22 protein-coding genes are annotated in these 25,584 nt (G+C 68.2%); 10 read left to right on the top strand and 12 right to left on the bottom strand.

The window, feature by feature from the left end; all coding sequences use genetic code 11:
• Positions 1–7: 7 nt before the first annotated feature.
• The 3 genes from rpmE to BLQ77_RS09235 all read left to right on the top strand — a co-directional run bounded on the left by rpmE (position 8) and on the right by BLQ77_RS09235 (position 4,296).
• A complete protein-coding gene (rpmE, locus tag BLQ77_RS09245) occupies positions 8–229 on the top strand; it encodes a 50S ribosomal protein L31 (RefSeq protein ID WP_008886707.1) in 222 nt (73 codons plus the stop codon).
• 387 nt (positions 230–616) lie between these two features.
• On the top strand, positions 617–2,290 hold the full coding sequence (locus tag BLQ77_RS09240) for a bifunctional protein tyrosine phosphatase family protein/NAD(P)/FAD-dependent oxidoreductase (RefSeq protein ID WP_089958192.1): 1,674 nt from the start codon (positions 617–619) through the stop codon (positions 2,288–2,290).
• A gap of 233 nt (positions 2,291–2,523) precedes the next feature.
• Entirely contained in the window at positions 2,524–4,296 is a 1,773-nt protein-coding gene (locus BLQ77_RS09235; protein WP_089958190.1) for a SulP family inorganic anion transporter, read from the top strand.
• Here the strand turns inward: BLQ77_RS09235 and BLQ77_RS09230 are convergent.
• The 9 genes from BLQ77_RS09230 to BLQ77_RS09190 form a co-directional block, all read right to left on the bottom strand.
• Positions 4,243–4,962 carry a metallophosphoesterase family protein gene (locus BLQ77_RS09230; RefSeq protein WP_089958187.1) on the bottom strand — a complete coding sequence of 240 codons (720 nt, stop codon included), beginning with the start codon at positions 4,960–4,962 and terminating at the stop codon, positions 4,243–4,245. The two genes, BLQ77_RS09235 and BLQ77_RS09230, sit on opposite strands and share 54 nt — an antisense overlap.
• Before the next feature lie 183 nt (positions 4,963–5,145).
• Complete coding sequence (gene serA, locus BLQ77_RS09225) at positions 5,146–6,741, bottom strand: phosphoglycerate dehydrogenase (protein WP_089958185.1); 1,596 nt, start codon at positions 6,739–6,741, stop codon at positions 5,146–5,148.
• Positions 6,742–6,862: 121 nt separating this feature from the next.
• Positions 6,863–8,017: a phosphoserine transaminase gene (locus BLQ77_RS09220; RefSeq protein WP_089958182.1), complete on the bottom strand. Its 1,155-nt coding sequence runs from the start codon at positions 8,015–8,017 to the stop codon at positions 6,863–6,865.
• A gap of 370 nt (positions 8,018–8,387) precedes the next feature.
• Positions 8,388–9,695 (bottom strand): TRAP transporter large permease, encoded by a 1,308-nt coding sequence (locus BLQ77_RS09215; protein WP_089958180.1) that lies wholly within the window; start codon positions 9,693–9,695, stop codon positions 8,388–8,390.
• Positions 9,696–9,711: 16 nt separating this feature from the next.
• Positions 9,712–10,242 carry a TRAP transporter small permease gene (locus tag BLQ77_RS09210; RefSeq protein ID WP_008886501.1) on the bottom strand — a complete coding sequence of 177 codons (531 nt, stop codon included), beginning with the start codon at positions 10,240–10,242 and terminating at the stop codon, positions 9,712–9,714.
• A 22-nt stretch (positions 10,243–10,264) separates the two neighbouring features.
• Positions 10,265–11,383 carry a C4-dicarboxylate TRAP transporter substrate-binding protein gene (locus tag BLQ77_RS09205; protein ID WP_089958177.1) on the bottom strand — a complete coding sequence of 373 codons (1,119 nt, stop codon included), beginning with the start codon at positions 11,381–11,383 and terminating at the stop codon, positions 10,265–10,267.
• Between the two features lie 136 nt (positions 11,384–11,519).
• A complete protein-coding gene (locus tag BLQ77_RS09200; protein ID WP_089958174.1) occupies positions 11,520–12,803 on the bottom strand; it encodes an NAD(P)/FAD-dependent oxidoreductase in 1,284 nt (427 codons plus the stop codon).
• Positions 12,800–14,473 carry a hydantoinase B/oxoprolinase family protein gene (locus BLQ77_RS09195; RefSeq protein ID WP_008887277.1) on the bottom strand — a complete coding sequence of 558 codons (1,674 nt, stop codon included), beginning with the start codon at positions 14,471–14,473 and terminating at the stop codon, positions 12,800–12,802. The genes BLQ77_RS09200 and BLQ77_RS09195 overlap by 4 nt, the downstream gene beginning before the upstream one ends.
• Complete coding sequence (locus BLQ77_RS09190; RefSeq protein WP_089958171.1) at positions 14,470–16,491, bottom strand: hydantoinase/oxoprolinase family protein; 2,022 nt, start codon at positions 16,489–16,491, stop codon at positions 14,470–14,472. Before BLQ77_RS09190 ends, BLQ77_RS09195 begins: the two co-directional genes overlap by 4 nt.
• Before the next feature lie 121 nt (positions 16,492–16,612).
• Here BLQ77_RS09190 and BLQ77_RS09185 point away from each other — a divergent pair, with 121 nt between their 5' ends.
• The gene (locus BLQ77_RS09185) at positions 16,613–17,230 is read left to right on the top strand and encodes a cupin domain-containing protein (RefSeq protein WP_089958168.1); all 618 of its coding nucleotides are present in this window, start codon (positions 16,613–16,615) and stop codon (positions 17,228–17,230) included.
• Here the strand turns inward: BLQ77_RS09185 and ggt are convergent.
• On the bottom strand, positions 17,227–18,846 hold the full coding sequence (gene ggt, locus BLQ77_RS09180; RefSeq protein ID WP_089958166.1) for a gamma-glutamyltransferase: 1,620 nt from the start codon (positions 18,844–18,846) through the stop codon (positions 17,227–17,229). The two genes, BLQ77_RS09185 and ggt, sit on opposite strands and share 4 nt — an antisense overlap.
• A gap of 14 nt (positions 18,847–18,860) precedes the next feature.
• Positions 18,861–19,601, bottom strand: coding sequence for an IclR family transcriptional regulator (locus tag BLQ77_RS09175; protein ID WP_165617065.1), 741 nt, complete (start codon positions 19,599–19,601; stop codon positions 18,861–18,863).
• A 222-nt stretch (positions 19,602–19,823) separates the two neighbouring features.
• On the opposite strand from BLQ77_RS09175, the gene BLQ77_RS09170 reads away from it, so the two are divergent.
• Positions 19,824–21,266, top strand: a complete 1,443-nt coding sequence (locus tag BLQ77_RS09170; protein ID WP_089958160.1) for a cobyric acid synthase — start codon at positions 19,824–19,826, stop codon at positions 21,264–21,266.
• A 56-nt stretch (positions 21,267–21,322) separates the two neighbouring features.
• On the top strand, positions 21,323–21,448 hold the full coding sequence (locus tag BLQ77_RS29635) for a hypothetical protein (protein ID WP_278184693.1): 126 nt from the start codon (positions 21,323–21,325) through the stop codon (positions 21,446–21,448).
• Between the two features lie 93 nt (positions 21,449–21,541).
• Here BLQ77_RS29635 and BLQ77_RS09165 read toward each other — a convergent pair whose 3' ends face one another.
• Positions 21,542–21,832 (bottom strand): DUF2218 domain-containing protein, encoded by a 291-nt coding sequence (locus BLQ77_RS09165; RefSeq protein WP_165617064.1) that lies wholly within the window; start codon positions 21,830–21,832, stop codon positions 21,542–21,544.
• 137 nt (positions 21,833–21,969) lie between these two features.
• Here BLQ77_RS09165 and BLQ77_RS09160 point away from each other — a divergent pair, with 137 nt between their 5' ends.
• Genes BLQ77_RS09160 through BLQ77_RS09145 form a run of 4 tightly spaced genes read left to right on the top strand, consistent with a single transcriptional unit; the run spans position 21,970 to position 25,509 of the window.
• Positions 21,970–22,875 carry a siderophore ABC transporter substrate-binding protein gene (locus BLQ77_RS09160; protein ID WP_089958157.1) on the top strand — a complete coding sequence of 302 codons (906 nt, stop codon included), beginning with the start codon at positions 21,970–21,972 and terminating at the stop codon, positions 22,873–22,875.
• Positions 22,876–22,884: 9 nt separating this feature from the next.
• On the top strand, positions 22,885–23,820 hold the full coding sequence (locus tag BLQ77_RS09155; protein ID WP_089958445.1) for an iron chelate uptake ABC transporter family permease subunit: 936 nt from the start codon (positions 22,885–22,887) through the stop codon (positions 23,818–23,820).
• Positions 23,813–24,757 carry an iron chelate uptake ABC transporter family permease subunit gene (locus BLQ77_RS09150; protein ID WP_089958155.1) on the top strand — a complete coding sequence of 315 codons (945 nt, stop codon included), beginning with the start codon at positions 23,813–23,815 and terminating at the stop codon, positions 24,755–24,757. The genes BLQ77_RS09155 and BLQ77_RS09150 overlap by 8 nt, the downstream gene beginning before the upstream one ends.
• Positions 24,754–25,509 (top strand): iron ABC transporter ATP-binding protein, encoded by a 756-nt coding sequence (locus BLQ77_RS09145; RefSeq protein WP_089958152.1) that lies wholly within the window; start codon positions 24,754–24,756, stop codon positions 25,507–25,509. The genes BLQ77_RS09150 and BLQ77_RS09145 overlap by 4 nt, the downstream gene beginning before the upstream one ends.
• Positions 25,510–25,584: the final 75 nt, after the last annotated feature.

Here is a 25,584-nt window from a genome sequence, read left to right as displayed (position 1 = left end):
CCATTTCATGAAAAAGGGCATCCACCCCGACTACCACGTCATCGACGTCAAGATGACCGACGGCACCATCTACCAGACCCGCACCACCTGGGGCAAAGAAGGCGACACCCTGTCGCTCGACGTCGACCCGACGGTGCACCCGGCCTGGACCGGCGGCAACTCGCGCCTCATGGACACCGGCGGCCGCGTGTCGAAGTTCAAGAAGAAATACGAAGGCCTGGGCTTCTGATCCCTCGCCCCTTGGAATTGCCGAACGCCGCCCTCCGGGGCGGCGTTTTTCGTTTGGGGGGACTGGGGGACCGGGGGGGCTGAGCGATCGGCTCCATGGAAACCGGTCTCGGTGTCGCGCGACTTCCCCGAGGGACCCGACGCCCCGCCCTGCGAAGCTCGGCATCGACCGTGCCCACTCGCGGCTCCTACACATACGCGATCAGCCTCCAACGCCCCGTGCTCTCGCAAGGCGTCGCCCCGCGAGAGCGCATGAGGGCAGTTTTGCTGCGTCGTGACGCCCCGGATCGCAAGATTGTTAACCCATGCGGCGCAACAATGCGTGACAAATTCGAATTAAGGAATATATAGGGCGTCATCCAGATTCCCGTGTTTGAGGAGACGCGCCGTGGAATTTCGCAAGATCAACGACGACATCACGGTTTCACCGCAGATCACTGCCGCCGACCTGGCGGGGATCGCCGCCGCCGGGTATCGCTCGATCATCTGCAACCGCCCCGACGGCGAGGGCGCCGATCAGCAGACCTTTGACGAGATCGACGCCGCCGCCCGCGAGGCGGGGCTCGTGGCGCGCTACCTGCCGGTGGTCTCGGGCAAGGTGCAGGACGGCGACGCCGAGGCCTTCGGCACAGCCATGCGCGAGCTGCCCGGCCCCGTCTTCGCGTATTGCCGCACCGGTACACGGTCTGCCACGCTCTGGTCCCTGAGCCAGGCCAAGGTGCTGACGCCGCCGCAGATCCTCGCCGCGACCAAGGCCGCAGGCTACGACATGGCGGGCGTCGTGCGCCGCATCGTGAACGGTGGCAAGACACCCACCGACAGCGGCGACGCGGGTTTCGACGTGGTCGTCGTGGGCGGCGGCGCGGCGGGCATCGCCGTCTCAGCCAGCCTCAAGGCCCGCAAGCCCGATCTTGAGATAGCGGTGCTCGATCCCGCCGACATCCACTACTACCAGCCCGGCTGGACCATGGTGGGTGGCGGCATTTTCGAGGCCAGTACTACCGCGCGCACCATGGGCAGCCTGATTCCCAAGGGCGTGCACTGGATCAAGGCCGCCGTCGCCGCCTTCGAGCCCGAGAAGAACGCCGTCATCCTCGACGGTTGCCGCGTCGTGAAATACGACCGGCTGATCGTCTGCCCCGGGCTGAAGCTCGACTGGGGCAAGGTCGAGGGGCTGGTCGAGACGCTGGGCAAGAACGGCGTCACCTCGAACTACCGCTACGACCTGGCGCCCTACACCTGGGAGCTGGTAAAGGGGCTCAAGGGCGGACGCGCGCTGTTCACTCAGCCGCCGATGCCGATCAAATGCGCCGGCGCGCCACAGAAGGCGATGTATCTCTCGGGCGACCACTGGTTCCGCACCGGCATTCTGCCCCGCATCGACATCCAGTTCATGAACGCGGGCGGTGTGCTCTTCGGGGTGAAGGACTACGTGCCCGCGCTGATGAACTACGTGTCGCGATACGACGCGACGCTCAACTTCTTCCACAACCTGATCGCCGTGGACGGGGCCGCGAAGACGGCCACCTTCGCGGTCAACAAGCCCGACACCGCGCCCGCGACGGTAGAGGTCGAATTCGACATGATGCACGTCTGCCCGCCGCAGACCGCGCCCGACTTCATCCGGGTCTCGCCGCTGGCCGATGCCGCAGGCTGGGTCGACGTCGATCAGAGCACCCTGCGTCACAAGACCTACGACAACGTCTGGAGCCTTGGCGACGTGATGAATGCGCCCAACGCCAAAACCGCCGCCGCGGCGCGGATGCAGGCACCCATCGTGGCCGAGAACGTGGCGGCGGACATCGACGGGCTTTCACCCCACGCGGTCTACAACGGCTACGGCTCCTGCCCGCTGACGGTGGAGCGCGGCAAGATCGTCCTCGCCGAGTTCGGCTATGGCGGCGCGCTGCTCCCGAGCTTCCCGAAATGGCTGATCGACGGCACCAAGCCCACCCGCGCGGCGTGGCTGCTGAAGGAGCAGATCCTGCCGCCGGTCTATTGGAAGGCGATGCTGCGCGGCAAGGAATGGATGGCGAAACCCGAGAAGGTCTCGGCCAGCTGAGCGCTGACACGCTGGCACAGTGGCGGGCGGGGTCGAGGAACCCTGTCCGCCGTTTGCCGCCATTTCCGGACGGATGTTCCCTCGCGGCGAAATTCGTGCGAACAAATCTCCACGACACCCCTTCACTAATTCCGTATTTTGAATATATCTAGCGCCAAGGCGGTCGCGCCGACTCTTCGGGCCCTTCTCCCGCGCCGACCGCCGCACCCCATGACGGACCCAGGACGGACCCCATGACGAACCCCCGCCGCTCACGCGATCTTCTCACCCGCTACCTGCCGATCCTGGCATGGGCACGCAGCTACGACCGGGACACCGCGACCTCGGACCTCGTGGCGGCGGTGATCGTCACCATCATGCTGATCCCGCAATCTCTGGCCTACGCGCTGCTTGCGGGTCTGCCGGCCGAGATGGGGCTCTACGCCTCGATCCTGCCGCTGGTGGCCTACGCGATCTTCGGCACCTCGCGGGCGCTTGCCGTCGGGCCGGTCGCGGTGGTCTCGCTGATGACCGCGGCGGCGATCGGGCAGCTCGGGCTCACCAGCCCGGCCGAGATCGCGCTGGCCGCCGTCACGCTGGCCTTCATCTCGGGCGTTTTCCTGACGCTACTCGGGGTGCTGAAGCTGGGATTCCTTGCAAACTTCCTCAGCCACCCGGTGATCGCGGGCTTCATCACCGCCTCGGGCGTGCTGATCGCGGCCTCGCAGCTCAAGCATATCTTCGGGATCAGCGCCGAGGGGCACACGCTGCTCGAGCTCGTGCTTTCGCTTGCCGAGCACATCGGCCAGACCAACCCGATCACGCTGGTCATCGGCGTCGGCGCGACCGCCTTCCTGTTCTGGGTCCGCAAGGGGCTGAAGCCGCTGCTGGTCCGGGCGGGCGTGGGTCCGCGGCTCGCCGACATCTTCGCCAAGGCCGGCCCCGTCGCCGCCGTCGTGGCGACCACGCTCATCGCCTGGGGCTTCGGGCTGGACGCGCGCGGCGTGAAGCTGGTGGGCGACATCCCCATGGGCCTGCCGCCGCTCTCGGCGCCGTCCTTTGACCTGTCGATGTGGTCGACCCTGCTGCTGCCTGCGGTGCTGATCTCGATCATCGGCTTCGTCGAGTCGGTCTCGGTGGCGCAGACCCTCGCCGCCAAGCGCCGCCAGCGCATCGACCCGGACCAGGAGCTCATCGGTCTTGGCACGTCGAACATCGCCTCGGCGATCTCGGGCGGCTTCCCGGTCACCGGAGGCTTCTCGCGCTCGGTGGTGAACTTTGACGCCGGCGCCGCCACCCCCGCCGCCGGCGCCTATACCGCCGTGGGCATCGGCATCGCGACGCTGGTGCTGACCCCCCTGCTCTTCTTCCTGCCCAAGGCGACGCTCGCCGCGACCATCATCGTGGCGGTGCTCAGCCTCGTGGATTTCTCGATCCTGAAGAAGACGTGGACCTACTCCATGGTCGACTTCATCGCCGTCACCGCGACCATCGTGCTGACGCTTCTGGTGGGGGTCGAGATGGGTGTCTCGGCGGGCGTGCTGCTGTCGATCTTCCTGCACCTCTACAAGACCTCCAAGCCGCACGTGGCCGAGGTCGGGCTGGTACCGGGCACCCAGCATTTCCGCAACGTGAAGCGGCACGACGTCGAGACCCTGCCCGGCGTGCTGACCCTGCGCGTGGACGAGAGCCTCTACTTCGTCAACGCCCGCTTTCTCGAGGATTACGTGCTGGCCCGCGTCTCGGAATGCGACAACCTCAGCCACGTGGTGCTGATGTTCCCCGCCGTGAACGAGGTCGACATGAGCGCACTGGAGACTCTCGAGGAGCTGAACCGCCGCCTTGGCGAGCAGAAGATCACCCTCCACCTGACCGAGGTGAAGGGGCCGGTGATGGACCGCCTGAAGCGGTCGCATTTCCTGCATGACCTGACCGGGCGGGTGTTCCTGTCCCAGTACGACGCGTGGTGCGCCCTAAAGACTGCTGCGCCCGAAGGCGCCGACGAGAAGCGGGTCGCGGCCCAGTAGCAGCACCGCATGGAGCGGGCGCCCGTAGCCCGCTCCTCCGTCGAGGTTCAGGCGGTTGTCGTAGAGTTCGGGCATCTGCAGCGCCGTGTGGCCGTGCACCACCAGCCGGCCGTAATCGCGGGTGTCGCTGAGGAAGGGCTCGCGGATCCAGACCAGATCGTCCTCGGCCTGCTCTTCCAGCGGCACGCCCGGCCGCAGCCCGGCATGGACGAAGATGTGCTCGTCGGTCTCGTGGATCCGCGGCAGCCCGGAGATCCAGTCGCGGTGGGCCTGCGGCACCGCCGCCAGCGCGTCCTTGTGGATGTCCTCGGGCCAGCGGCGCGGGTCGGTATCCACGCCGTAGGAGGCCAGCGTCTTGTCGCCGCCGATGGGCGGGTCGGTGTAATAGAGCGGCCGCGAGGTCTCGGGGTCCTGATAGGCCGGGTTCTCGAGGTAGCGCAGCAGGTAGCGGTCGTGGTTGCCCATCAGGCAGGTCCACGGCTTGCCCTCGGTCTGCCCCTGCATCAGCGTGTCGATGACGGCGGCGCTGTTGGCGCCCCGGTCGACGAAATCGCCGGTGAAGACCACGGGAGCATCGGCCTCGGCGTCGCTGGCGATGTGGTCGAGGACCTTGTGAAGCTCTTCAAGCTGGCCGTGGATGTCTCCGACGGCGAAAATCGGCTGCATTGGAATCGTCCTTTCTGACGCCCCTACACTTGGCCATGCTGCAGCGCAGAACAAGCCTGCCAGACCGAAAATGTTAGCGCCGCATGTCGGGGATGCGCGGACCACGCCGCGCGGACTGGAACTGCGGAATGAAAAAGGGCGCCCTCAGCGGGCGCCCTTTGCGTTCGGTGCAACGGACCGGCCTCAGGCCTGGTCGAATTCCAGCGGCTTCACCTGACGGAAGAGCCCGGTGTCCTTGAGCGCCTTCACCACACTGTCGTCCAGCGCCTCGTCGAGGTAGGAGATGGCGATGGCCTCAGCGCCCTGCGCCGACCGGCCGAGGGTGAAGTTCGCGAGGTTGACCTTGTGGTCGCCCAGCAGGGTGCCGAGCTTGCCGATGATGCCGGGCACGTCCTCGTTGGTGGTGTAGAGCATGTGCTCGCCCACCTCGGCGTCGATGTTGATGCCCTTGATCTGGATGAAGCGCGGTTTGCCGTCCGAGAACACGGTGCCGGCGATGGACCGCTCGCGCTTGGTGGTGACCACGGTGACCTTGATGTAGCCCTCGAAGGCACCCGACTGTTCCTGGCGGGTGGTCGAGATCTGGATGCCGCGCTCCCGCGCGATCACCGGGGCCGAGACCATGTTCACCTCGGGGGAGATGGGCTTCATGATGCCGGCGATCAGCGAGCAGTTCAGCGCCTCGAGGTTCATGGTCGAGGCTTCGCCGTCATAGAGGATGTTGATCGCCTTGATCGGCTCTTCGGTCATCTGGCCGATGAAGTTGCCGAGGTGGCCGGCAACCTTGATCCACGGGCCCATGACCTTGGCTTCCTCCGCGGTCACCGACGGCATGTTGAGCGCGTTCGACACGGCACCGGTCAGCAGGTAGTCGGACATCTGCTCGGCGACCTGAAGCGCCACGTTCTCCTGCGCTTCGGTGGTCGAGGCGCCGAGGTGCGGGGTGCAGACCACGTTGGGCAGGCCGAAGAGCGGGTTCTCCTTGGCGGGCTCTTCCGAGAACACGTCGAAGGCGGCACCGGCGACATGGCCGGACTTCAGCAGTTCGGCCAGTGCGGCCTCGTCCACCAGACCGCCACGGGCACAGTTGATGATGCGCACGCCCTTCTTGGTCTTGGCGAGGTTCTCGGCCGACAGGATGTTGCGGGTGCCGTCCGTCAGCGGCACGTGCAGGGTGATGAAGTCGGCGCGCTTGAGCAGGTCCTCGAGCTCGACCTTCTCGATCTGCATCTTCTCGGCCTTCTCTTCCGACAGGAAGGGATCGAAGGCGATGACCTTCATCTTCAGGCCGCGGGCGCGGTCGCAGACGATGCCGCCGATGTTGCCGGCACCGATCACGCCAAGCGTCTTGTGGGTCAGCTCAACGCCCATGAACTTGGACTTCTCCCACTTGCCGGCCTGGGTCGAGGCATCGGCTTCGGGGATCTGGCGGGCAACGGCGAACATCATCGCGATGGCGTGCTCGGCGGTGGTGATCATGTTGCCGAAGGGCGTGTTCATGACGATCACGCCTTTCTTGGAGCTGGCTTCCTTGTCGACGTTGTCGGTGCCGATGCCGGCGCGGCCGACGACCTTGAGGTTGGTGGCATGCTCGAGCAGCGACGGCGTCACCTTGGTCGCGGAGCGGATCGCGAGGCCGTCGTACTGGCCGATGATCTCGGCGAGCTTTTCCTTGTCCTTGCCGACATCCGGCAGGTAGTCGACGTCGATACCGCGATCACGGAAGATCTGGACGGCAGTTTCGGAGAGCTTGTCGGAAACGAGAACCTTGGGGGCCATGGGTCTTGTCCTTTGGATACGATGAGAGAAAGCGGTGGGCCGATGCGCCCGTTCCGCAGTGTCAATCTGGGTGTGTTGGCAGGTCCGGGTTGTCGGGTGGGCGTGTCGCCCACCCGGAAGATCACGCGGCGGCGGTCTGCTCTTCGAGCACTTCCTCGAAGGCCCACTTGAGCCAGAGGGTCAGCGCCTCGACGTCCGAGCTCTCGATCGTCGCGCCGCACCAGATGCGCAGGCCGGCCGGGGCGTCCCGGTAGGCACCGACGTCATAGGCGGCGTTGTAATCCTCGAGCTTCTTGGCCACGGCCTTGGCGAAGGCGGCACCGTCCTTGATGCGCTCGTCGGTGAACTTCAGGCACACGCTGGTGTTCGAGCGCGTCGCCGGATCCACCGCAAGGTTCGCGATCCAGTCGTTGCGGTCGCAGAAGTCCCACAGCACCTTGGCGTTGGTGTCGGCGCGCTTCATCAGCTCCGGCAGGCCGCCAATTTTGCGGGCCCACTCGAGCGCCACGAGGTAATCCTCGACGGCCAGCATCGACGGCGTGTTGATGGTCTCGCCCTTGAAGATGCCCTCGATCAGCTTGCCGCCCTTGGTCATGCGGAAGATCTTCGGCATCGGCCATGCGGGGGTATAGCTTTCGAGCCGCTCAACGGCGCGGGGGCTCAGCACCAGCATGCCGTGGGCCGCTTCGCCGCCCATCACCTTCTGCCAGGAGAAGGTGGTGACGTCGAGCTTGTCCCAGGGCAGGTCCTGCGCGAAGGCGGCCGAGGTGGCGTCGCAGATGGTCAGGCCGTCACGGTCGGCGGGGATCTTGTCGCCGTTCGGGACGCGGACGCCCGAGGTGGTGCCGTTCCAGGTGAAGACGACGTCGGTGTCGAAATCGACCTCGGCGAAGTCGACGATCTCGCCGTACTCGGCGGTCTTCACTTCGGCGTCGATCTTGAGCTGTTTGACCACGTCGGTAACCCAGCCGGAGCCGAAGCTTTCCCAGGCGACCATGGTGGCCTTGCGGGCGCCGAGCAGCGACCACATGGCCATCTCGACGGCGCCGGTGTCGGAGGCCGGAACGATGCCGATGCGGTAGTCAGCGGGGATGCCGAGGATCTCGCGGGTGCCCTCGATGGCAGCAAGGAGCTTTTCCTTGCCGACCTTGGCGCGGTGCGACCGGCCGAGAGCGGCGTCGGCGAGCATATCCACGGTGAATTGGGGGATCTTGGCGCAGGGGCCGGACGAAAAACGCGGATTCGCCGGGCGAGCGGTGGGGTGCTTATCAGCCATTATGTAGCCTAACCTTACAGATAGATGCCCTTCGTTGGGGAAGGGTGTCCCGCCGCCGGGAATACGCCCGGTTTTCGGACATGGCAAGCGTTCTGTTGGAAGGGGCGCCCGAACATGGCACGCGGGGCCTCTGCCGCGGCGTCGCGGCGGCTGTTCCTTGCGGCATGGAAAAGCGCCAACGAAAAGGCAAAAATCGCAAAGGGGTCAATCGGTTGCGCGACAGCCCGGAAGGGCGCGAATACCCCCGCGCACGCTGCGGCACGGCGCCGCGAAATTCGCGCATCAGGCCCCCTCGGCGCCTGCCGAAAGGGCCCTGGAAATCTCCTGCAGATTGCGCAGCCCCTCCCGGACAGAGCCCGGGAGCTGTCCGTTACTCCATCATCCCCGGCAGCCAGAGGGTGATTCCCGGGATGAAGATCAGCGACAGCAGCACCAGCAGATCGACCACCACGAACCAGCCCACGCCCCGGAAGATCGTCGTCAGGGACACCCGGTCCCCGAGCGCGCCCTTGATGATGTAGACGTTGAGCCCCACCGGCGGGGTCAGCAGGCCGATCTCGAGCAGCTTCACGAGGATGATGCCGAACCAGATCAGGTCGAGCCCCGCCTCGTTCGCCATCGGCAGGATGATCGGCATGGTCAGCAGCAGGATGCCGATGCTGTCGAGGAAGCATCCGAGCAGCAGGTAGAGCAGCGAAACCGCGAGGATCACCATCAGCGGCGAGCTGCCCCATGCGATGAAGGCATCGGCCACAAAGCCCGGCACACCCGAAAGCGCCATGAACCGGCCCAGAAGCGAGGTGCCGATCACCACCATGAAGATGCTCGCGGTGCTGATCAGCGTCTGGCGGAAGCCTGCCAGCAGAACCTTCCACGTCAGGCTGCGCTTGAGCGCGGCGACCACGATAGCCAGCGCCGCACCCACGGCCCCTGCCTCGGTCGGCGTGAAGATCGCGAGGAAGATCCCCGCCAGCACGCCCACGATGATCACCGGCAGCGCCCAGGTGTCCTTGACCGCCTCGAGCACCTCCTCGCGGGTGAAACCGGTCTCGACCTTCGGCGCCAGCGAGGGTTTGCGGATCACCCGGAGCACGATCATCACCGTGAAGGCCAGCGCCGTGAAAATCCCCGGCATCACCCCCGCGGCGAAGAGCTTTGCCACCGAGACCTCGGCGAGGTAGCCGTAGAGCACCATCAGGATCGACGGCGGAATGAGCGAGCCCAGCGTGCCCGCCGCCGCGATGACGCCCGTGGCAAGGCCCGGGTCGTAGCGGTAGCGCAGCATCTCGGGCGTGGCGATGCGGGCGAAGGCCGAGGAGGTCGCCACCGACGAGCCCGAGGCCGCCGCCAGCACCGCGCTTGCCCCCACGCTGGCCACGGCGAGCCCGCCGGGCAGCCAGCTCAGCAACATCCGCATGGTGCGGAACAGCCCCGACGACAGCCCTGCCTCGGAGGCGACGAACCCCATCAGCAGGAACATCGGGATGGCGGTGAGATTCCAGTCGCCGACGAAGTTGAACGGGATCGCGGTGATGATCCCCCAGGCCGCGCGCATGTTGAGCAGCACGGCGATGCCGATGAAGCTCACCAGCCCGAGCGCGACGCCGATCTGCACCCGCAGGAGCAGCAGCACGATTCCGGCGCCAATGCCGATGAACCCGATGGTGACGTTTTCCAAACTTCCGGCTCCCGTCTCAGATATGGCCTTCGGTGGGGTCCGCCGGCTCGGCCGAGAACTCCGGATCGATCGCCGCGTGCACGGCGTGGCGCAGGGTGACGAGGCAGATCCCGGCGAACCCGATGGGCAGCACGAATTTCGCGGGCCAGATCAGCACGTAGACGTTACCCATCATCATCTCGTTCTTGGCCAGGGCGTTCATGGCATCGAACCAGGTGCGCCAGGCGAGGATGGCGAAGAAGGCGGCGCTCACCACGTAGCCCAGCACGAGGACCGCGCGCTGCAGCCAGTCCGGCATGATGCGCCAGAGCAGGTCCACCTGAATGTTCTCGTGCTGCCACTCGACGAAGGCGAGCGGCAGGAACACGACCAGCACCATGTGATAGACCGAGATCACCTCGAGGTTCCCCGGTATCGGATGGTTCCAGAAATTGTCGGCGACGACGTCGGCCACGGTCTGGATCATCATCAGCGCCAGCCCCGCGGCCGCGATCAGGATGAGCCCCCGTGCGAGCCACAACAGCCCTTTGTCGATCCCTGCCAGCATCGTCGCCTCCTTGGTTACCCGATCAGAGCCCGTAGCTCGTCACGTCCAGCTTGTCGTAGACCTCGGTCTTGAAGAGCTCGGTCATCGCGTCGAGATCGTCCGCGGGAATGTCGGCCATCAGGCCTTCCCACTTGGCATAGGTTTCTTTGAAGCGGGTGATGAGCCCCTCGGGATCGACCGCGCCGAGCTTCTCGCCGGTCTCGACGGCCAGCCCGTCGACCTGCGTGTCGATGAACTCGCGCAGGCTGGCGGCCAGCTCTTCCGACGGCTCCTCGATGGTCACGCCGTGGTCGGGGGCCTCGGCCAGCGCCTCGTCGACGGTGCCGATGTAGGCGTGGGTCATCTGCACGACGTTGCCGGGGATCGCATCCACGAGGATCTGGCGGCTGCTCTCGGACAGGCCCTGCCAGGCGCTCCGGTCCATGCCGTACATCCAGCCCGCGAAATAAGGGCCGAAGTCGAGCAGCGTGGTGTATTTCGCCACGTCCCAGAGCGAGCGCGACTTGAGATCGTTGGCGGCGTTGATGGCGCAGTCGAGCTGGCCCTTCTCGAGCCCCGAGAACATCTCGGACGACGGCACGGTCACCGGCACCGCGCCGACGCTCTCGGCCCATGCGGCGTGCACCGGCGAGGGCATCCGCAGCTTCTTGCCCTTGATCTGGTCGAGCGTGGTGATCTCGGACGAGCACATCATGGTGTATTGCGGCGAGGCGTAGGAGCCGAGGAAGGTGATGCCGAGACGGTCGAACATCCCCTGCATGACCTCGTCGTTGATGTAGAAATCGGCCATCGCCATGGCCGCGGTCATGCTGTCAGGCAGCGCGATGGCCAGCGCCGCGACGGTGTTGTCCTCGGGCAGATCCGAGGGCGTGTAGGTGCCCGCATGGTAGGTCATCTGGACGATGCCGTCGGTCAGGCCCGAGAGGTGCGCCACCGGCGGCAGCAGCGACGTGCCGGTGTAGAGCGTCATGGACAGCTCGCCGCCCGAGGCGTCCTCGATGGTGTCCTTGAGCGCCATGTAGCCCTCGCTGGTCATCGGGTGGGTTTCCGGGAACCAGATGGAGGCGGTGATGTCTTCCGCCGCGACCGGAGTCGCGACGCCGAGCGCCGAGGCGAGCAGCAGTGCTTTGGTCTTCGTCATGGTCGTCTCCCTGTTGGTGCCGGTCTTTGCCGGCGTCGATTGCGGCCCGCCCTTGCGGGGCGATGCCGTGTCAGCCTCCGATTGGGGGGGAGGCGAAATGTCCTGCGGCCCGGCTCGCGGGTCCGTCGGCCGCGCCTCAGGAGGCGAAGCCCAGCTTGTCCTTCATCCAGTAGTAGCGGACCCCCACGTCCATCACCGGTCCGCGCAGGGCGTGCCAGGCGATGGGGCGGATCCTGGTCTCGGGCAGCGGCAGCGGCGTGCCCTCGGCGATGCGTCCGGCCATCGCGGCGCCCATGCCGGTGGCCATGGCGACGCCGCGCCCGTTGTAGGCCGCTACCGCCCAGAGCCCGGGCTCGGGCTCGTGCAGGTGCGGCAGGTGGTCCATGGTCAGCGCGAGGTGCCCCGACCAGGCCTTCTCGACCTGCACGTCGCCCAGCTGCGGGAACAGGCGGCGCATACCGCCCTCGAGCGCGTCCTGCAGGCCCTGGCTGTGCTCGGGCCCGGTCGCGCCGCGCCCGCCGATGGCGAAACGGCCGTCCGGGGTCATGCGGTAGTAGAAGGCGAGCTTGCGGACCTCGGAGGCGCAGGCCCCCTGCGGCAGGATGGATTTCGCCACGTTGCCGGTCAGCGGCGCGGTGGCGATGACGGTGGACTGCACCGGCAGGATCGAGCGCGCCAGCCTCGGCATCAGCGTCGCATCATAGGCGTTGGTGGCGAGCACCACCGTCTCGCCGCGCACCGTCTCGCCCCCGAGGTCGAGTGCCCAGCCAGCGCCGTCGCGGGTGATGGCCCTGACGCGCCTGCCGGTCACCACGGTGGCGCCCCGCTCACGCGCGGCACGGGCGAGGCCCCGCGCGTAGGCCAGCGGGTTGAGCTGGCCCGCGCGCATGTCGCGCCAGCCGCCGGTGTAGCCCACGGCGCCGGTGGCATCGGCCATGGCCTGCGCGTCGTAGATCTCGACCGGGGCGCCCTCGGCCTCCCACTCGCGGGCACGGCCGTGCACCGCCTTCAGCGCGATCGACGAATGCGCGCCCTGGATCCAGCCATTGCGCGAGGCACCGCAGGCGATGGCGTAGCGGTCGATGAGCTCGAAGACCGTGTCGGCCACGCCGCCCGCGAAGGCCACCAGCCGCCCCCCCACCTCGGCACCCCAGCGGGCGCGCATCTCGGCGGGGTCGAGCTTCAGCCCCGGGATCACCTGCCCGCCGTTGCGCCCCGAGGCGCCGTAACCGATCTTCTCGGCCTCGATCAGCGTCACCGGAACACCGCGCTCGGCGAGGTGCAGCGCGGTCGAGAGGCCGGTGAAGCCCCCGCCCACCACCAGCACCTTCGCATCGGCGGGCGCATCCGATCCCGGGTCGGGCTCCTCCGCCGTCGCGTACCAGAGCGACTTGTCCCAGAGATCCGCAGATCGTGTCATGCAAGCGCCTCCATCTGTGCGGGATAGGCCACGCGCGCCGTGTCTTCGGTGATGAGCCCGTTGCGCAGGTCGTCCGCGACCAGCGCCGCGGGGCGGTCCGCCGCCGGGCCGTAGCCCGCGCCGCCGCCCAGCCGGAAGACCACGAGATCGCCCGCCTTGAGGTCGGCCATGTCCTTGGAGGTCAGCCGGATCACCTCGTCGCCGCGATGGATCTCGCAGGCGCCCATGGTCCCCGCCTCGCCGCCAAAGAGCGGCTGCGGTGCGGTGGTGAAGCGGTCGGCGTACAGCGCCACCGTCGCCCCGTCCCGCAGGATGCGGAAGGTCTTCACGAAGCCGGTGCCGCCGCGCATCGTACCGTGGCCGAAACTGTCGGGGGTGAGCGCGTATTCCTCGACCCGGAAGAACTCGTAATCCTGGTCGATGGCCTCGACCGGCGTATTGGCGCAGTTGGACATCGGCCCGTCGATGGCGTCGCAGCCGTCCTCGGCCACCGAGGCACCGTAGCCGCCGCCGAAGATCTCGAGATAGACCGAATAGGCGCCGTCGTTGAGCCAGCTGAGGCAGGCCACCGTGGTGCAGTCGAAGCCGTTGGCGATGACCTTCTCGGGCACCGCCTGCGACAGCGCGATCATGGTCGCGTTGAAGGCGCGGTAGCAGCTCTCCATCCGCGCCCGGACCGGCGCGGGATAGCGCGGGTTGAGGATGCTGCCCTCGGGCACGATCACGTCGATGGACCGGGTGAGCCCCGCGTTGAACGGGATGTCGGGCGAGGTCAGCGCCGATTTCACACAGGACATCGTGGCCGAGATCGCCGCCGCCAGCGGCGCGTTGAGGTTGGTCGAGACCTGCGGGTCGGTGCCGGTGTAGTCGACCGTCAGCCGGTCGCCCTCGATGGTGACTTTCGACGTCACCTTGACCGGCGTGGTGCCGACGCCATCGTCGTCGATCACCGCCTCGCCGAAGTAGACACCGTCGGGCGCCTCGGCGATGGCGGCACGGACGCGGCGCTCGGTGTAGCTCTGGAACTCGGCCATGACCTCTTCGACGGTTTCGGCGCCGTAGCGCTCGCACATCTCGCCGATGCGCTGCGCGCCAACTCGGTTGGCGGCGATCTGGGCGTTGAAGTCGCCCATGGTCTGCAGCGGCGCACGGACGTTGGCGCGCAGGATGCGTTCCAGCATGCCGCCGTTCCAGTCGCGCGACATCGAGAACTTGGTGGGCGGGATGATGATGCCCTCGGAGTGCACGTCGCGGGCGTGCACCGACAGACCCGGAGAGCCGCCGCCGATGTCGAGGTGGTGCGCCACAGAGGCGGCAAACCCGACGCGCCGGTCGCCGGCGAAAATCGGGTGGAAGAAGAACACGTCCTGCAGGTGCTGGCCGCCGGAATAGCTGTCGTTGATGACGAAGAAATCGTCGGGACCCACCTCGTCGAGATCGTATTCACGAGCGCAGGCCTGGAACACCGAGCCGATGGTGCCGAGCTGCATCGGGATAAGCTCGGCCTGCGCCACGGTGTTGCCGTCGCGGTCGAGGATCGCGGCCGAGCCGTCGCGGGCCTCGCGCAGGATGGTGGAATAGGCCGAACGGATGAGCTTTGCCCCCATCTCGCGTGCGGCGGCGAGGATCGCCTGGCTGAGAACGGCGTAGTCGATGGCGGAAACGGTCATTGCGCGGCCCTCGTCAGGATCAGGTTGTCTTCGCCGTCACGGGCGACGGCCCATGCGGGCGGAATGTAGGTGGTCGAGGAATAGCCCTCGATCAGCGCGGGGCCGGTGACCGGTTCGCCGGTCTTCAGGCTCGACGCGGCGTGCACGGCGGCGGTACCGGGGGTACCGTCGGGCAGCACCACGGGGCTGGTCTTCGGCGTCGTGCCCTCGCTGGCGCGCTCGCGGAAGGCGGGCAGCTCCTCGATGGCGCGGGTCACCGTCATGCGGAAGCCCACGACCTCGATCTTCTGGCCCTTGGACCCGCCGTGAAGGAAGATCCGGTGGTGCGCTGCCTGGAACAGGTCCTCGAGCTTCTGCGCATCGAGGTGGCACAGCGTCTGCGGCGACAGCTCCACCGGCACCTCGAAGGCCTGGCCCACGAAGCGCATGTCGGCGACAAACTCGAAGCTGAGCCCGTTCTTGAGCCCGTAGCTCTCGAAATCGGCGCGAGCGGCGGCCTCCATCTCGGTATGGGCGGCACGGACCTTTTCCGGCGCATCGGCATCCACCACGAAGCGGCGGGTGATGGCGGTGATCTTGGAGAAGTCCGAGGCGATGAGCCCGTAGGCTGAGAGCACCCCGGGGTTCGGCGGCACCACCACGCGCGAGAGCTGCATTTCCTCGGCGATCTCGGCGGCCAGCAGCGGCCCGGCCCCGCCATAGGGCACCAGCGCGTAGTCGCGCGGGTCGTTGCCCTTCTCGGTCGAGACGAGCTGGATGGCGCGCACGATGTTGGCGGTCGAGAGGCGCAGCGCGGCGGTGGCAGCCTCGGCCACGGTCAGGCCCAGCGCCTGCGCGATGGGCTCGAAGGCGCGCTCGGCGGCGGCGCGGTCGATCTCCATGGTGCCGCCGAGGAAGGCCTCGGGGCGAATGGTGCCGCGAATGACATGGGCGTCGGTGATGGTGGGCAGCGTGCCGCCCTTGCCGTAGCAGGCCGGTCCCGGCTCGGCGCCGGCGCTGCGCGGACCCACGCGAAGCATACCGCCGTCGTCGATCCACACCAGCGAGCCGCCGCCCGCGCCCACCGTCGCGATGTCGATGACCGGGGTTCGCACCGGCAGCCCGTCGAGCTCGGTATCGGGCGAGATGCCGGGCTTGCCGTCGGTCACGAGGCAGACGTCGGTCGAGGTACCGCCCATGTCGAAGGTGATGACGTTGCCCGTCCCCGCGCGCTCGGCCTGCCGGATGGCACCGACGACGCCCGCGGCGGGCCCGGAGAACAGCGCCGAGATGGCGTTGCGGCGCATGGCCGTCGCGGGGATGCGCCCGCCGTTCGACTGCATGATCGAGAAGCGCGCCGCGAAGCCACGGGTGCCGAGCTCGGTCTCGAGCCGCGACAGATAGCTGTCGATCACCGGCTGCACGTAGGCGGCCAGCGTCGCGGTCGAGGCGCGCTCGAACTCGCGGAACTCGCGGGTGACATCCGCCGAGGCGGTCACCAGCATCTCGGGCAGCGCCGCGTTGAGCGCCGCGCGCAGCGCCTCTTCGTGGGCGGCGTTGGCGTAGGAGGACAGCAGGCAGACGGCCACCGACTTGTAGCCCCCGGCGCGCAGCAGCGGTACGAGGCGGGCGACCTCGGCACTGACGTCGAGCTTCGACACGATGGCGCCCGAGGCATCGACCCGCTCGGCCACCTCGAAGCAATCGGCGCGGTCGACCACCGGGCGCGGCCGCTTGTAGCGCAGGTCGTAGATGTTGCGGCGGTCGTGGCGCTGCAGGAAGAGGATGTCGCGGAAGCCCTGCGTGACGACGAAGGCCACCTTGGCGCCCTTTCGCTCGAGCAGGGCATTGGTGGCGACGGTCGAGCCATGCACAAGATCGCCCACCCCCGACAGAGCCACCCCCGCCTGATCGAGCGCGTTCAGCACCCCTATGTCCGGGCTCGACGGCGTGGACGGCACCTTGCGCAGCTGGATCTCTCCACCGTCAACGGCCACGAGATCCGTGAAGGTTCCTCCGACTTCCACCCCGACGCGCATCCGATCTTCCTCACTTATGAATTTCTTTGTTCAGAAATTCATTTTTATAATGACCATGCAAGCTATTTTTCATTTTTACGCTTGAGAATTTCAATTTTCGCGTAAACTTGCATGAGATTTGATGTTCTGGGACAAGATCGGCAGGGCCAGTGGACAGGGCGGCATGAAAGATCACGGACGAAACGACTCGACCCTTGGCCTGCGCCTGCGGGCGCTGCGCAAGAGCCACGGACTTTCGCTCAAGGAGCTGTCGGCGCGGGCCAGCCTGTCGGTGGGCTCGCTCAGCCAGATCGAGCGCGACCTCTCCTCGCCCTCGGTGCGCACGCTGAACAAGCTCGCGACGAGCTTCGACGTGCCGCTGTCTTACTTCTTCGCGGACCCGGCGGCGGACGAGGTTGACGGCATCGTCATCCGTCGCGACACCGGCCACGAGATGGACGTCAGCGCGCAGGGCATCCGCAAGCACCTTCTCACGCCCAAGGCGCTCGACGGGCTGCAGCTGATGATGGTGCGCATGACGCCTGAAAGCAGTTCCGGCCCCGAGGCCTACGGCCACGAGGGGCTCGACGCGGGCTACGTCCTGAGCGGCGCGGTGCGGCTCGAGGTCGAGGGCCGCGTCTACCTGCTGACCGAGGGCGACAGCTTCGGCTTCCCCTCGACTCGCCCGCACCGGTTCGAATGCGTCGGCACCCAGCAGGCCGAGGTGCTCTGGATCAATACCCAGTCGCGCAAGCCCTAGCATGACAGCGCCATCCCGTCGGTGGCCGGATCCGCGCCGCCCTCGGGAGCGGCTCCCGTCATCCGGATGCCGTGCACCCAGGCGATGCCGTAGCTCTGCGGGCTGCGCACGACGCCGTAGCCCTGTTCCTCCAGCGTGCGGGTGACCGACCACGGGATGCGGTTCGTCACGTCGATGAGGTTCGAGGTCGCCGAGAACCGCGGCCAGCTCACCGCGTCTGACATGGAGGCGCCGAAGTCGAGCACGTTGAGCATCGCCTGCAGCACGCCCATGGCGATCTGCGTGGCGCCCGGCGCGCCGATCACCAGCACCGGCCTGTCGTCCCTGAAGACGATCGACGGGCAGACCGAGCTGAACCGCGCCTTGCCCGGCGCGATCGAGCCCGCGTGGCCGGGGCGCGGGTCGAAGACCCCCATGCAGCCGTTGTACATGAAGCCGAGCCCCGGCGTGACCACGCCCGAGGGCATCCCCAGCGAATGGGTCATGCTCACGCAATTGCCGTCGTGATCCGTGACGCAGAGCTGCGTGGTGTCCTTGCTCGGCCCGTCGGGCGAAAACCGCGGCACGTCGGCCTTGTCGCCGCGCCGGATGCGGTCTGCGACCTCGGCTGCATAGCCCTTGGACAGCAACCTCTCCATCGGGACGGTGACGAAAGCCGGGTCGCCGATGTGGGCGTCCTTGTCGATGGTCGCCTGTTTCATCGCCTCGCAGACCACGCGCAGGTACTCGGCGCTGTTGTGGCCCAGCGCGGCGAGGTCGAAATTCTCGAGGATGTTGAGCATCTCCGCCAGCATCAGCCCGCCGCCCGGCGGGCGGTTGGTGGTGACGCGGTAGCCGCGGTAGTCGGTCTCGATGGGCGTCTGGATCTTCGCCCGGAAGGCGGCAAGGTCCGAGGCCGAGAGCAGCGCGTCATTCGCCGCCATGTCGGCGGCGATCACCTCGGCGATGCTGCCGGTATAGAAGCTGTCGGCACCCTCGCGCGCGATGGTGCGCAGGGTCCGGGCCAGGTCGGGGTTCACCACGCGGTCGCCCACCTGCTTGGGGCTGCCGTCCTCGCGGCAGTAAAGCGCCCGCCCCGCGTCAGAGTGGGCGATGCGCTCGTAATTCGCGACCCGCCCCATGTCCGAGGGTTGCGACCACCAACCGTGCACATGCGGCCGCACCACCCAGCCCTCCCCCGCCCAGCGGATCGCGTGGCTCAGCAGGTCGGCCCAGGGCAGTCGCCCGTGGCGCTCGTGCGCGGTGGCATAGGCGCGCAGCGAGGCCGGCACGCAGATCGAGCGGTAGCCGATGTCGTTGACCCGCCCCTTGAGCGTGAAGCCGAAGCCGTCGCGGGCCTCGCCCTCGATCAGGTGCTCCCACATGTCGGGGGTCGCGGCGGCGGGCGCCGGGGCATGGAAGTCGATGTATTCATGCGCCCCGTCCGAGGCGTTCCAGGCCGCCATGCTGCCGAAGCCCGCGATGCCGCACATCAGCGGGTCGACGACGCCCTGAACAAAGGCCATGGCGATGGCCGCGTCGACCGCGTTGCCGCCGGCGCGCAGCACCTCGACCCCGCATTCCGCCGCTTCCGGCTGCGGGGCGACGGCCATGGCCTTTGTTGCTGTCTTCCCCATCCGTCCCGTCCCCGTCAGTATTTTGCGATCGTGTCCATGAGGATCCGTCCGACCTCCTGAACCCGCTCGGGCGTGTATCTCTGGATGATGTTGCCGACGCTCACCGCGCCCGCGAGCGTGCCGTCCCCGTCGAAGATCGGCGCGCCGACCGCGACCACGTAGTCGAAGAGATCCTCGTCCCCGACCGAGAAGCCCGCCGCCCGCACCGAGGCCAGCCGCGAGCGCAGCGCCGCCGGGTCGGTCATCGTGTGCTCGGTCCGCTTGACCAGAGGCGTCGCGAGATAGGACTCGACCTCGGCCTCGGGGGCATAGGCCAGCAGCGCCAGAGGTGCGCCGCCGCAATGCAGCGGCAGCTCCATCCCCACCTCGGAGGCGAAGATGCGCACCGGCGCCGAGCCCTCGACCCGCTGCATCACCAGCGCCTTGTCGCCGCTGCGGATCATGTAGAGCGCGGTGTCCTCGGTCTGGTTGACGATGTCGCGCATGATGAGCTCGACCCGGCTGAGCACCGGGTTGTGGGCCAGCGCCTTCTGCACGTGGTGCAGCAGCGCCGGGCTCACCGCGTAGAGCCCGGTGTGGCGGCCGCGCTCGATGAAGCCGTGATCTTCGAGCGTGGCGATCATCCGCACCGTCACGGTGCGCGGGTAGCCCACGGCCGCGGCGATGTCGGCGATCGAGCAGGGCCGCGCGAAATCGCAGATCGCCTTGAAAACGACAATGGCCTTGCCGGCCGAGAGACTGGTATCGCGCGCCATGTGTGTCCGATTATCGGTCAATAAATCCGTTATTCGAGCGTGACCGACTTGTCCGCCACCTGTCAAGCATCCTGATCCCGGCTTTGGAACGGACCCCGGGGCGCTGCCGGGAAACCGGGCAGCACCGCCCGATTGCACCGGGCGGTGGGCGCGGCTACCAAGTGCCGAAGCGGAAGGAAGCAGGGACATGGGATCACCACGAGACGCGGCAGGGCACGCCTGATGCCGGCGCTGATGATACAGGGCACCGGATCGAACGTGGGCAAGTCGATGCTGGTCGCCGGGCTCTGCCGGGCGGCGCGGCGGCGCGGCCTGTCGGTGGCACCCTTCAAGCCTCAGAACATGTCCAACAACGCCGCGGTCACCTCGGACGGGGGCGAGATCGGGCGGGCGCAGGCGCTGCAGGCGCTGGCCTGCGGACTGCCGCTGCACACCGACATGAACCCGGTGCTGCTGAAGCCCGAGACCGACACCGGCGCGCAGGTGGTCGTGCAGGGACGGCGCATCGCGCGTGCCGAGGCAGGCCGCTACGCCGAACTGAAGCCGAAGCTGCGCGGCGCGGTGCTCGAGAGCTTCGAGCGGCTGCGCACGGCGCATGACCTCGTGATCGTCGAAGGCGCGGGCAGCCCGGCCGAAGTCAACCTGCGGGCCAACGACATTGCCAACATGGGCTTTGCCACTGCCGCCGGGGTGCCCGTGGTGCTGGCCGGCGACATCGACCGGGGCGGCGTCATCGCGCAGGTGGTGGGCACGCAGGCGGTGCTCTCGGACGAGGACAACGCGATGATCGCGGGGTTCCTCATCAACCGCTTCCGTGGCGACCCGCGGCTCTTCGGCGACGGCTACCGGCTGATCGAGGCGCGCACCGGCTGGCGCGGCTTCGGCGTGCTGCCGTGGTTCCCCGATGCGTGGAAGCTGCCCGCGGAGGATGCGCTCGACCTGCACGCCCCCCGCCGGACGAACGGGTTGCACGTGGTCTGCCTCGCGCTCTCGCGCGTTGCCAATTTCGACGACCTCGACCCGCTGACGCAGGAAGACGGCGTGCGGCTCACCATGCTGGGGCCGGGCCGCGCCATTCCCGGCGATGCCGACGTGGTGATCCTGCCCGGCAGCAAGTCGACGCGGGGCGACCTTGCCTTCCTGCGGGCGCAGGGCTGGGACGTGGACCTCGCCGCCCACCTGCACCGCGGCGGGCACGTGCTGGGGATCTGCGGCGGCTACCAGATGCTGGGACAGAGCATCGCCGACCCCGACGGCATCGAAGGCGCCCCGGGACAGGACGCGGGCCTGGGACTCTTGCAGATCGACACGGTGATGACCGGCGACAAGCGCCTGACCGAGACCCGCGCCACCCACGCGGCGACCGGCCTGCCCTTCGACGGCTACGAGATCCACATCGGCCGCAGCGACGGCCCCGACCTCGCCCGCCCCTTCGCCCATGTAAACGGCCGCCCTGAGGGCGCCACCAGCGCCGACGGCCGGGTCACCGGCAGCTACCTGCACGGCATGTTCCGCGACGACGCCTTCCGCGCCGCCTGGCTCGCGGGGTTCGGCGTCAGCGCCTCGGGGCGTTACGGTGCCACGGTCGAGACGGTTCTGGACGCGCTCGCCGACCACATGGAGGCGCATCTCGACGTGCCCGGACTGCTAGCGCTGGCACGCTGACCGGACGGGAGAATTACGCGCCGCGCAGCTTAGAACCCCTCGAACTGCGGCTCGACGTGCGCAACGTCTTCGACCGGACCTGCGCGAGCCGCAGCTCGGACGGGCTCGATCTCACCGGCTCCCTGGTGCCGCTGACCGAGCCGGGCCGGACCTTCCTCGTGACCGCGAAGATGCGCTTCTGACCGCCGCTTCCGCACTGGCAAAACGACGGAAGCGGACCGCGAGGCCCGCTCCGCTTTGGGTTCGCCCCTGCCAAGACACCTGCCAAGACAGGATCAGGCGGCAGTCCAGGCCATGCCCTCGAAGGCCTCGCGATGGGCGAAGCGCTTGAGGTGGTCGTCGATGATGAAGCGGGCCTTCGCCATGCCCTCGTCGCTCTCGGCGCTGATCTCGATGCGCAGCGCCTCCCCGGTCGCGGTCATCACCGCAGGACCCGGCGGCAGGGAGGCCTCGCCCCGGGCCGCGTCGTAGTCCACCGGCACCTTGTGGGCGAAATGCTTGCAGAGCTGCTGGAGGTATTTCGATGCATTTGGCGTCTCGAACGTCCCGGTTTCGCGTATTGGCATGGCGGCACTCCAAAAGTTGATCATTTACGTCAGATTACGCATTGCGGCTCCGGAGAACAATCCGGTATCAAATCGCCATCCTAGCGGAGCCGGCCGCACGCCACGCCACGCACCCATCTCTGACCGGGAGCACCTGAATGCGTCCTCTGCTGCTCGCAGGGTTTGTTGCCTGCGCCACCGCCGTTTCCGCCGCCGCCGAGACCGTCTCCATCGACACCGCGACCGGCAGCGCCGAGCTCGAGACCGCGCCCGAGACCGTCGTCGTCTTCGATGCCCCCTCGATCGACACGCTGCACGCGCTCGGCCAGCCCATCGCCGGCATCCCGCAGCCCCTGTACCTGAGCGGCATCGACGACGTGGTCGCCTCGGCCGAGACCGTGGGCACCATGTTCGAGCCCGACTTCGAGGCGCTCGCGGTGATGCAGCCCGACCTGATCATCGCCGGCGGCCGCTCTTCGGCGCAGGTCGACGCGCTGAGCCAGATCGCCCCCACCATCGACATGACGATCTGGGGCGAAGGCATGGTCGAGCAGACCCGCGCCCGCATCAAAGCCTTCGGCGAGCTCTTCGGCAAGCAGGCCGAGGCCGAGGCGCTGACCGGAGACCTCGACGCCAAGCTCGCCGAGGCCAAGGAGGCCGTGGCCGGCAAGGGCACCGGCCTCATCGTCCTGACCAACGGCGGCAAGATCTCGGCCTATGGTGCGAACAGCCGCTTCGGCTGGCTGCACGGCGCGCTCGACCTGCCCGAGGCGCACCCGGGGCTCGAGGACGACACCCACGGCCAGGCGATCTCGTTCGAGTTCATCGCCGAGACCGACCCCGACTGGCTTCTGGTGATCGACCGCGGCGCGGCGATCAACGCCGACAGCCAGTCCGCACAGGCGACGCTCGACAACCCGCTGGTGGCCCGCAGCAAGGCCGCGCAGCAGGGCCATATCCTCTATCTCGACGCCGCGCCCATGTATATCTCGGGTGGCGGTGCAAGCTCGATGATGCACACGCTCGACGAGATCATATCGGCCTTCGGCACCTCGGAAAGCTGACAGCCCTTGCTGCGCCCCTGGCCCCTCACCATTGCCGCCCTTGCCGGGCTGATCGCGCTGAGCCTCTCGCTCGGCGCCGCCAGTTTCGGGGATGACGCCGGCTGGCTCCTGATGGTCAGCCGCATTCCCCGCACCGCCGCCGCGCTGCTGGCGGGCGCGGGGCTGGCGCTGGCCGGGGTCGTGGTGCAGCAGGTCGTGCAGAACCGGCTGGTCGAGCCCTCGCTCACCGGTGCCCCCGAGGCCTCGATGCTGGGGTTGCTGGCGGTGACGCTGCTGGCGCCGGGCATGGCCGTTTCGGGCAAGATGCTGATCGCTGCCGCCGCAGCGCTGGTCGGCATGGCGGGCTATCTCGCGCTCGCGACACGGCTCCCGCGTGAGGACCCGATGCTGCTGCCGATTGTCGGCATGGTCTACGGCGGCATCCTCGGCGCCATCGGCGTCTGGATGGCGTGGTCCGCCGATCTCATGCAATATCTCGGAGCGTGGCGGCTGGGCGAGTTCTCGGGCGTCATGATGGGTCGTTACGAGTGGCTCTGGGGCATCGCCGCCCTTGCCGCGCTGCTCTATTTCATCGCTGACCGCATCACCATCCTCGGGCTGGGCGATGCTCAGGCCCGCAGCCTCGGTCTCGACTACGCGCAGACCCGCGCGCTCGGGCTCGTCGTGGTCTCGGTGATCACCGCGCTGGTGCTGGTGACCGTCGGCAGCTTCCCCTTCGTCGGGCTGGTCGCGCCGAACCTCGTGGCCCGCTGGCGCGGCGACAACCTGCGCGCCAACCTGCCGCTGATCGCGGTCGGGGGCGGCGTGCTGCTACTGGCCGCCGATGTCATCGGCCGGCTGCTGCGCTACCCGTTCGAGATCCCCGCCGCCACCGTGGTTGCGGTCTTCGGCGCCGGCGTCTTCCTCTGGCTGCTGCACGCCGCGCCGGGCCGTCGGCATGGCTGAGCGTCGCCTCCTCTGGCTGGGCCTCGCCCTGCTGGCGCTCTGCGGAGCGTTCCTGGCGTGGCAGCTGCGCGCGCCGATGGGCTTCATCCTCGGGCTGCGCGCCGCCAAGCTCGGTGCGCTGGTCTGCGTGGGCGCCGCCACCGGCGCCGCGACGATCCTCTTCCAGACCGTCGCGGGCAACCGGCTGCTGACCCCGGGCCTCGTGGGCTTCGACGCGCTCTTCGTGCTGCTCCAGACGCTTCTGGTGGCGGCGCTTGGCGGCGTCGGCGTGGCGATGATCCCCGCCTCGGTCCGCTTCGGCGTCGAGCTGGTGGCTCTGGCCGCCGCCTCGGCGCTGCTCTTCGGCCTGCTCCTGCGGCGCGATGCCCGCGACGTGACCCGCATGATCCTCACCGGCATCATCCTCGGCGTGCTGCTGCGCGGCCTTGCAGAGATGGTGCAGAGGATGATGGACCCCTCCGACTACGCGGTGGTGCAGCAGGCGATGTTCGCGAGCTTCGGCCGGGTCGATCCGCAGCAGCTCGCGGTCGCGGCGGTGGTGCTGCTGGCGGCGCTGGCCGCGGCGCTGCGCATGGCGCCGGCGCTCGACGTGGCCGGGCTCGGACGCGAGACCGCCCGCGGGCTGGGGCTGAACCACGACCGCGTGGTGATGGTCTCGCTCCTGCTGATGGCGGCGATGGTCTCGGTCTCGACCGCGCTGGTGGGGCCGATCACCTTCCTCGGCCTGCTGACCGCGAGCCTCGCCCGGCAGGTCACCGGCACCCATCGCCACGCCGTCCTGATCCCGGCCTCCGCGATCATTGGCGCGCTGATCCTCGTCGCGGGGCAGTTCGTCTTCGAACGCCTGCTCGGCAGCCAGTCGGCGCTTGCGGTCATCGTCGAGCTCTTCGGCGGGCTGCTCTTCCTTGTCCTCGTCCTCAAACGGAGGCGCAGATGATCGAGGTCTCCTCGCTCAGCTATTCCGCCGGGTCCACGCCGATCCTGCACGACATCTCGACCACGCTCGAGCGCGGCGGCATCACCGCGCTGATCGGCCCGAACGGCGCCGGCAAGTCGACGCTGCTGCACTGCATCTCGGGGCTCGAGAAACCGGCCTCGGGCAGCGTGAGGATCGACGGCCACGACCCCTTCGCCGTGCCGCACCGGCAGCGCGCGCGGCTGGTGGCGCTGCTGCAGCAGTCCCCCGCGCTGGTCAGCCGCCTCAAGGTGCGCGAACTGGTGAGCTTCGGCCGCTGGCCGCATCACCAAGGCCGCCCCTGTCCCGAGGACGAGGCCATGGTCGACCGCGCCCTCACCGCCTTCGCACTGACCGATCTCGCCGGGCGGACCATCGACACGCTCTCGGGCGGCCAGCGCCAGCGCGCCTTCATCGCGATGACCTACGCGCAGGACACGCCGTGGATGCTGCTTGACGAGCCGCTCAACGCGCTCGACCCGCGCCACGCGAGGGACCTTATGGCCCGGCTGCACGCGCTCTCCCGCGATGGCTCGCGCAGCATCGTGATCGTGCTGCACGACATCAACGCCGCGGCGGGCTGGGCCGACCACATCGTGGCGATGAAGGACGGCCGCATCGTGGCGCAGGATGCAAGCGCGTCGGTGCTCACCGAGGCGACCCTGCGCGACGTCTTCGACACCCCCTTCGAACTGCTTCATCACAAGGGCCGTCCGGTCGTCGTGGCGCGCTGAACTGGACTTGGTGCTTCAGCGGCCTCCGCTGAATGGGTGCAGGTCTCGGGCCCGCCGCGCCCCGCGAGCGCCGGG

This window comes from Salipiger thiooxidans, from assembly GCF_900102075.1.
In the GTDB taxonomy this organism is placed as follows: Bacteria; Pseudomonadota; Alphaproteobacteria; order Rhodobacterales; family Rhodobacteraceae; genus Salipiger; species Salipiger thiooxidans.
This window is presented reverse-complemented; position numbering and strand designations above follow the sequence as displayed.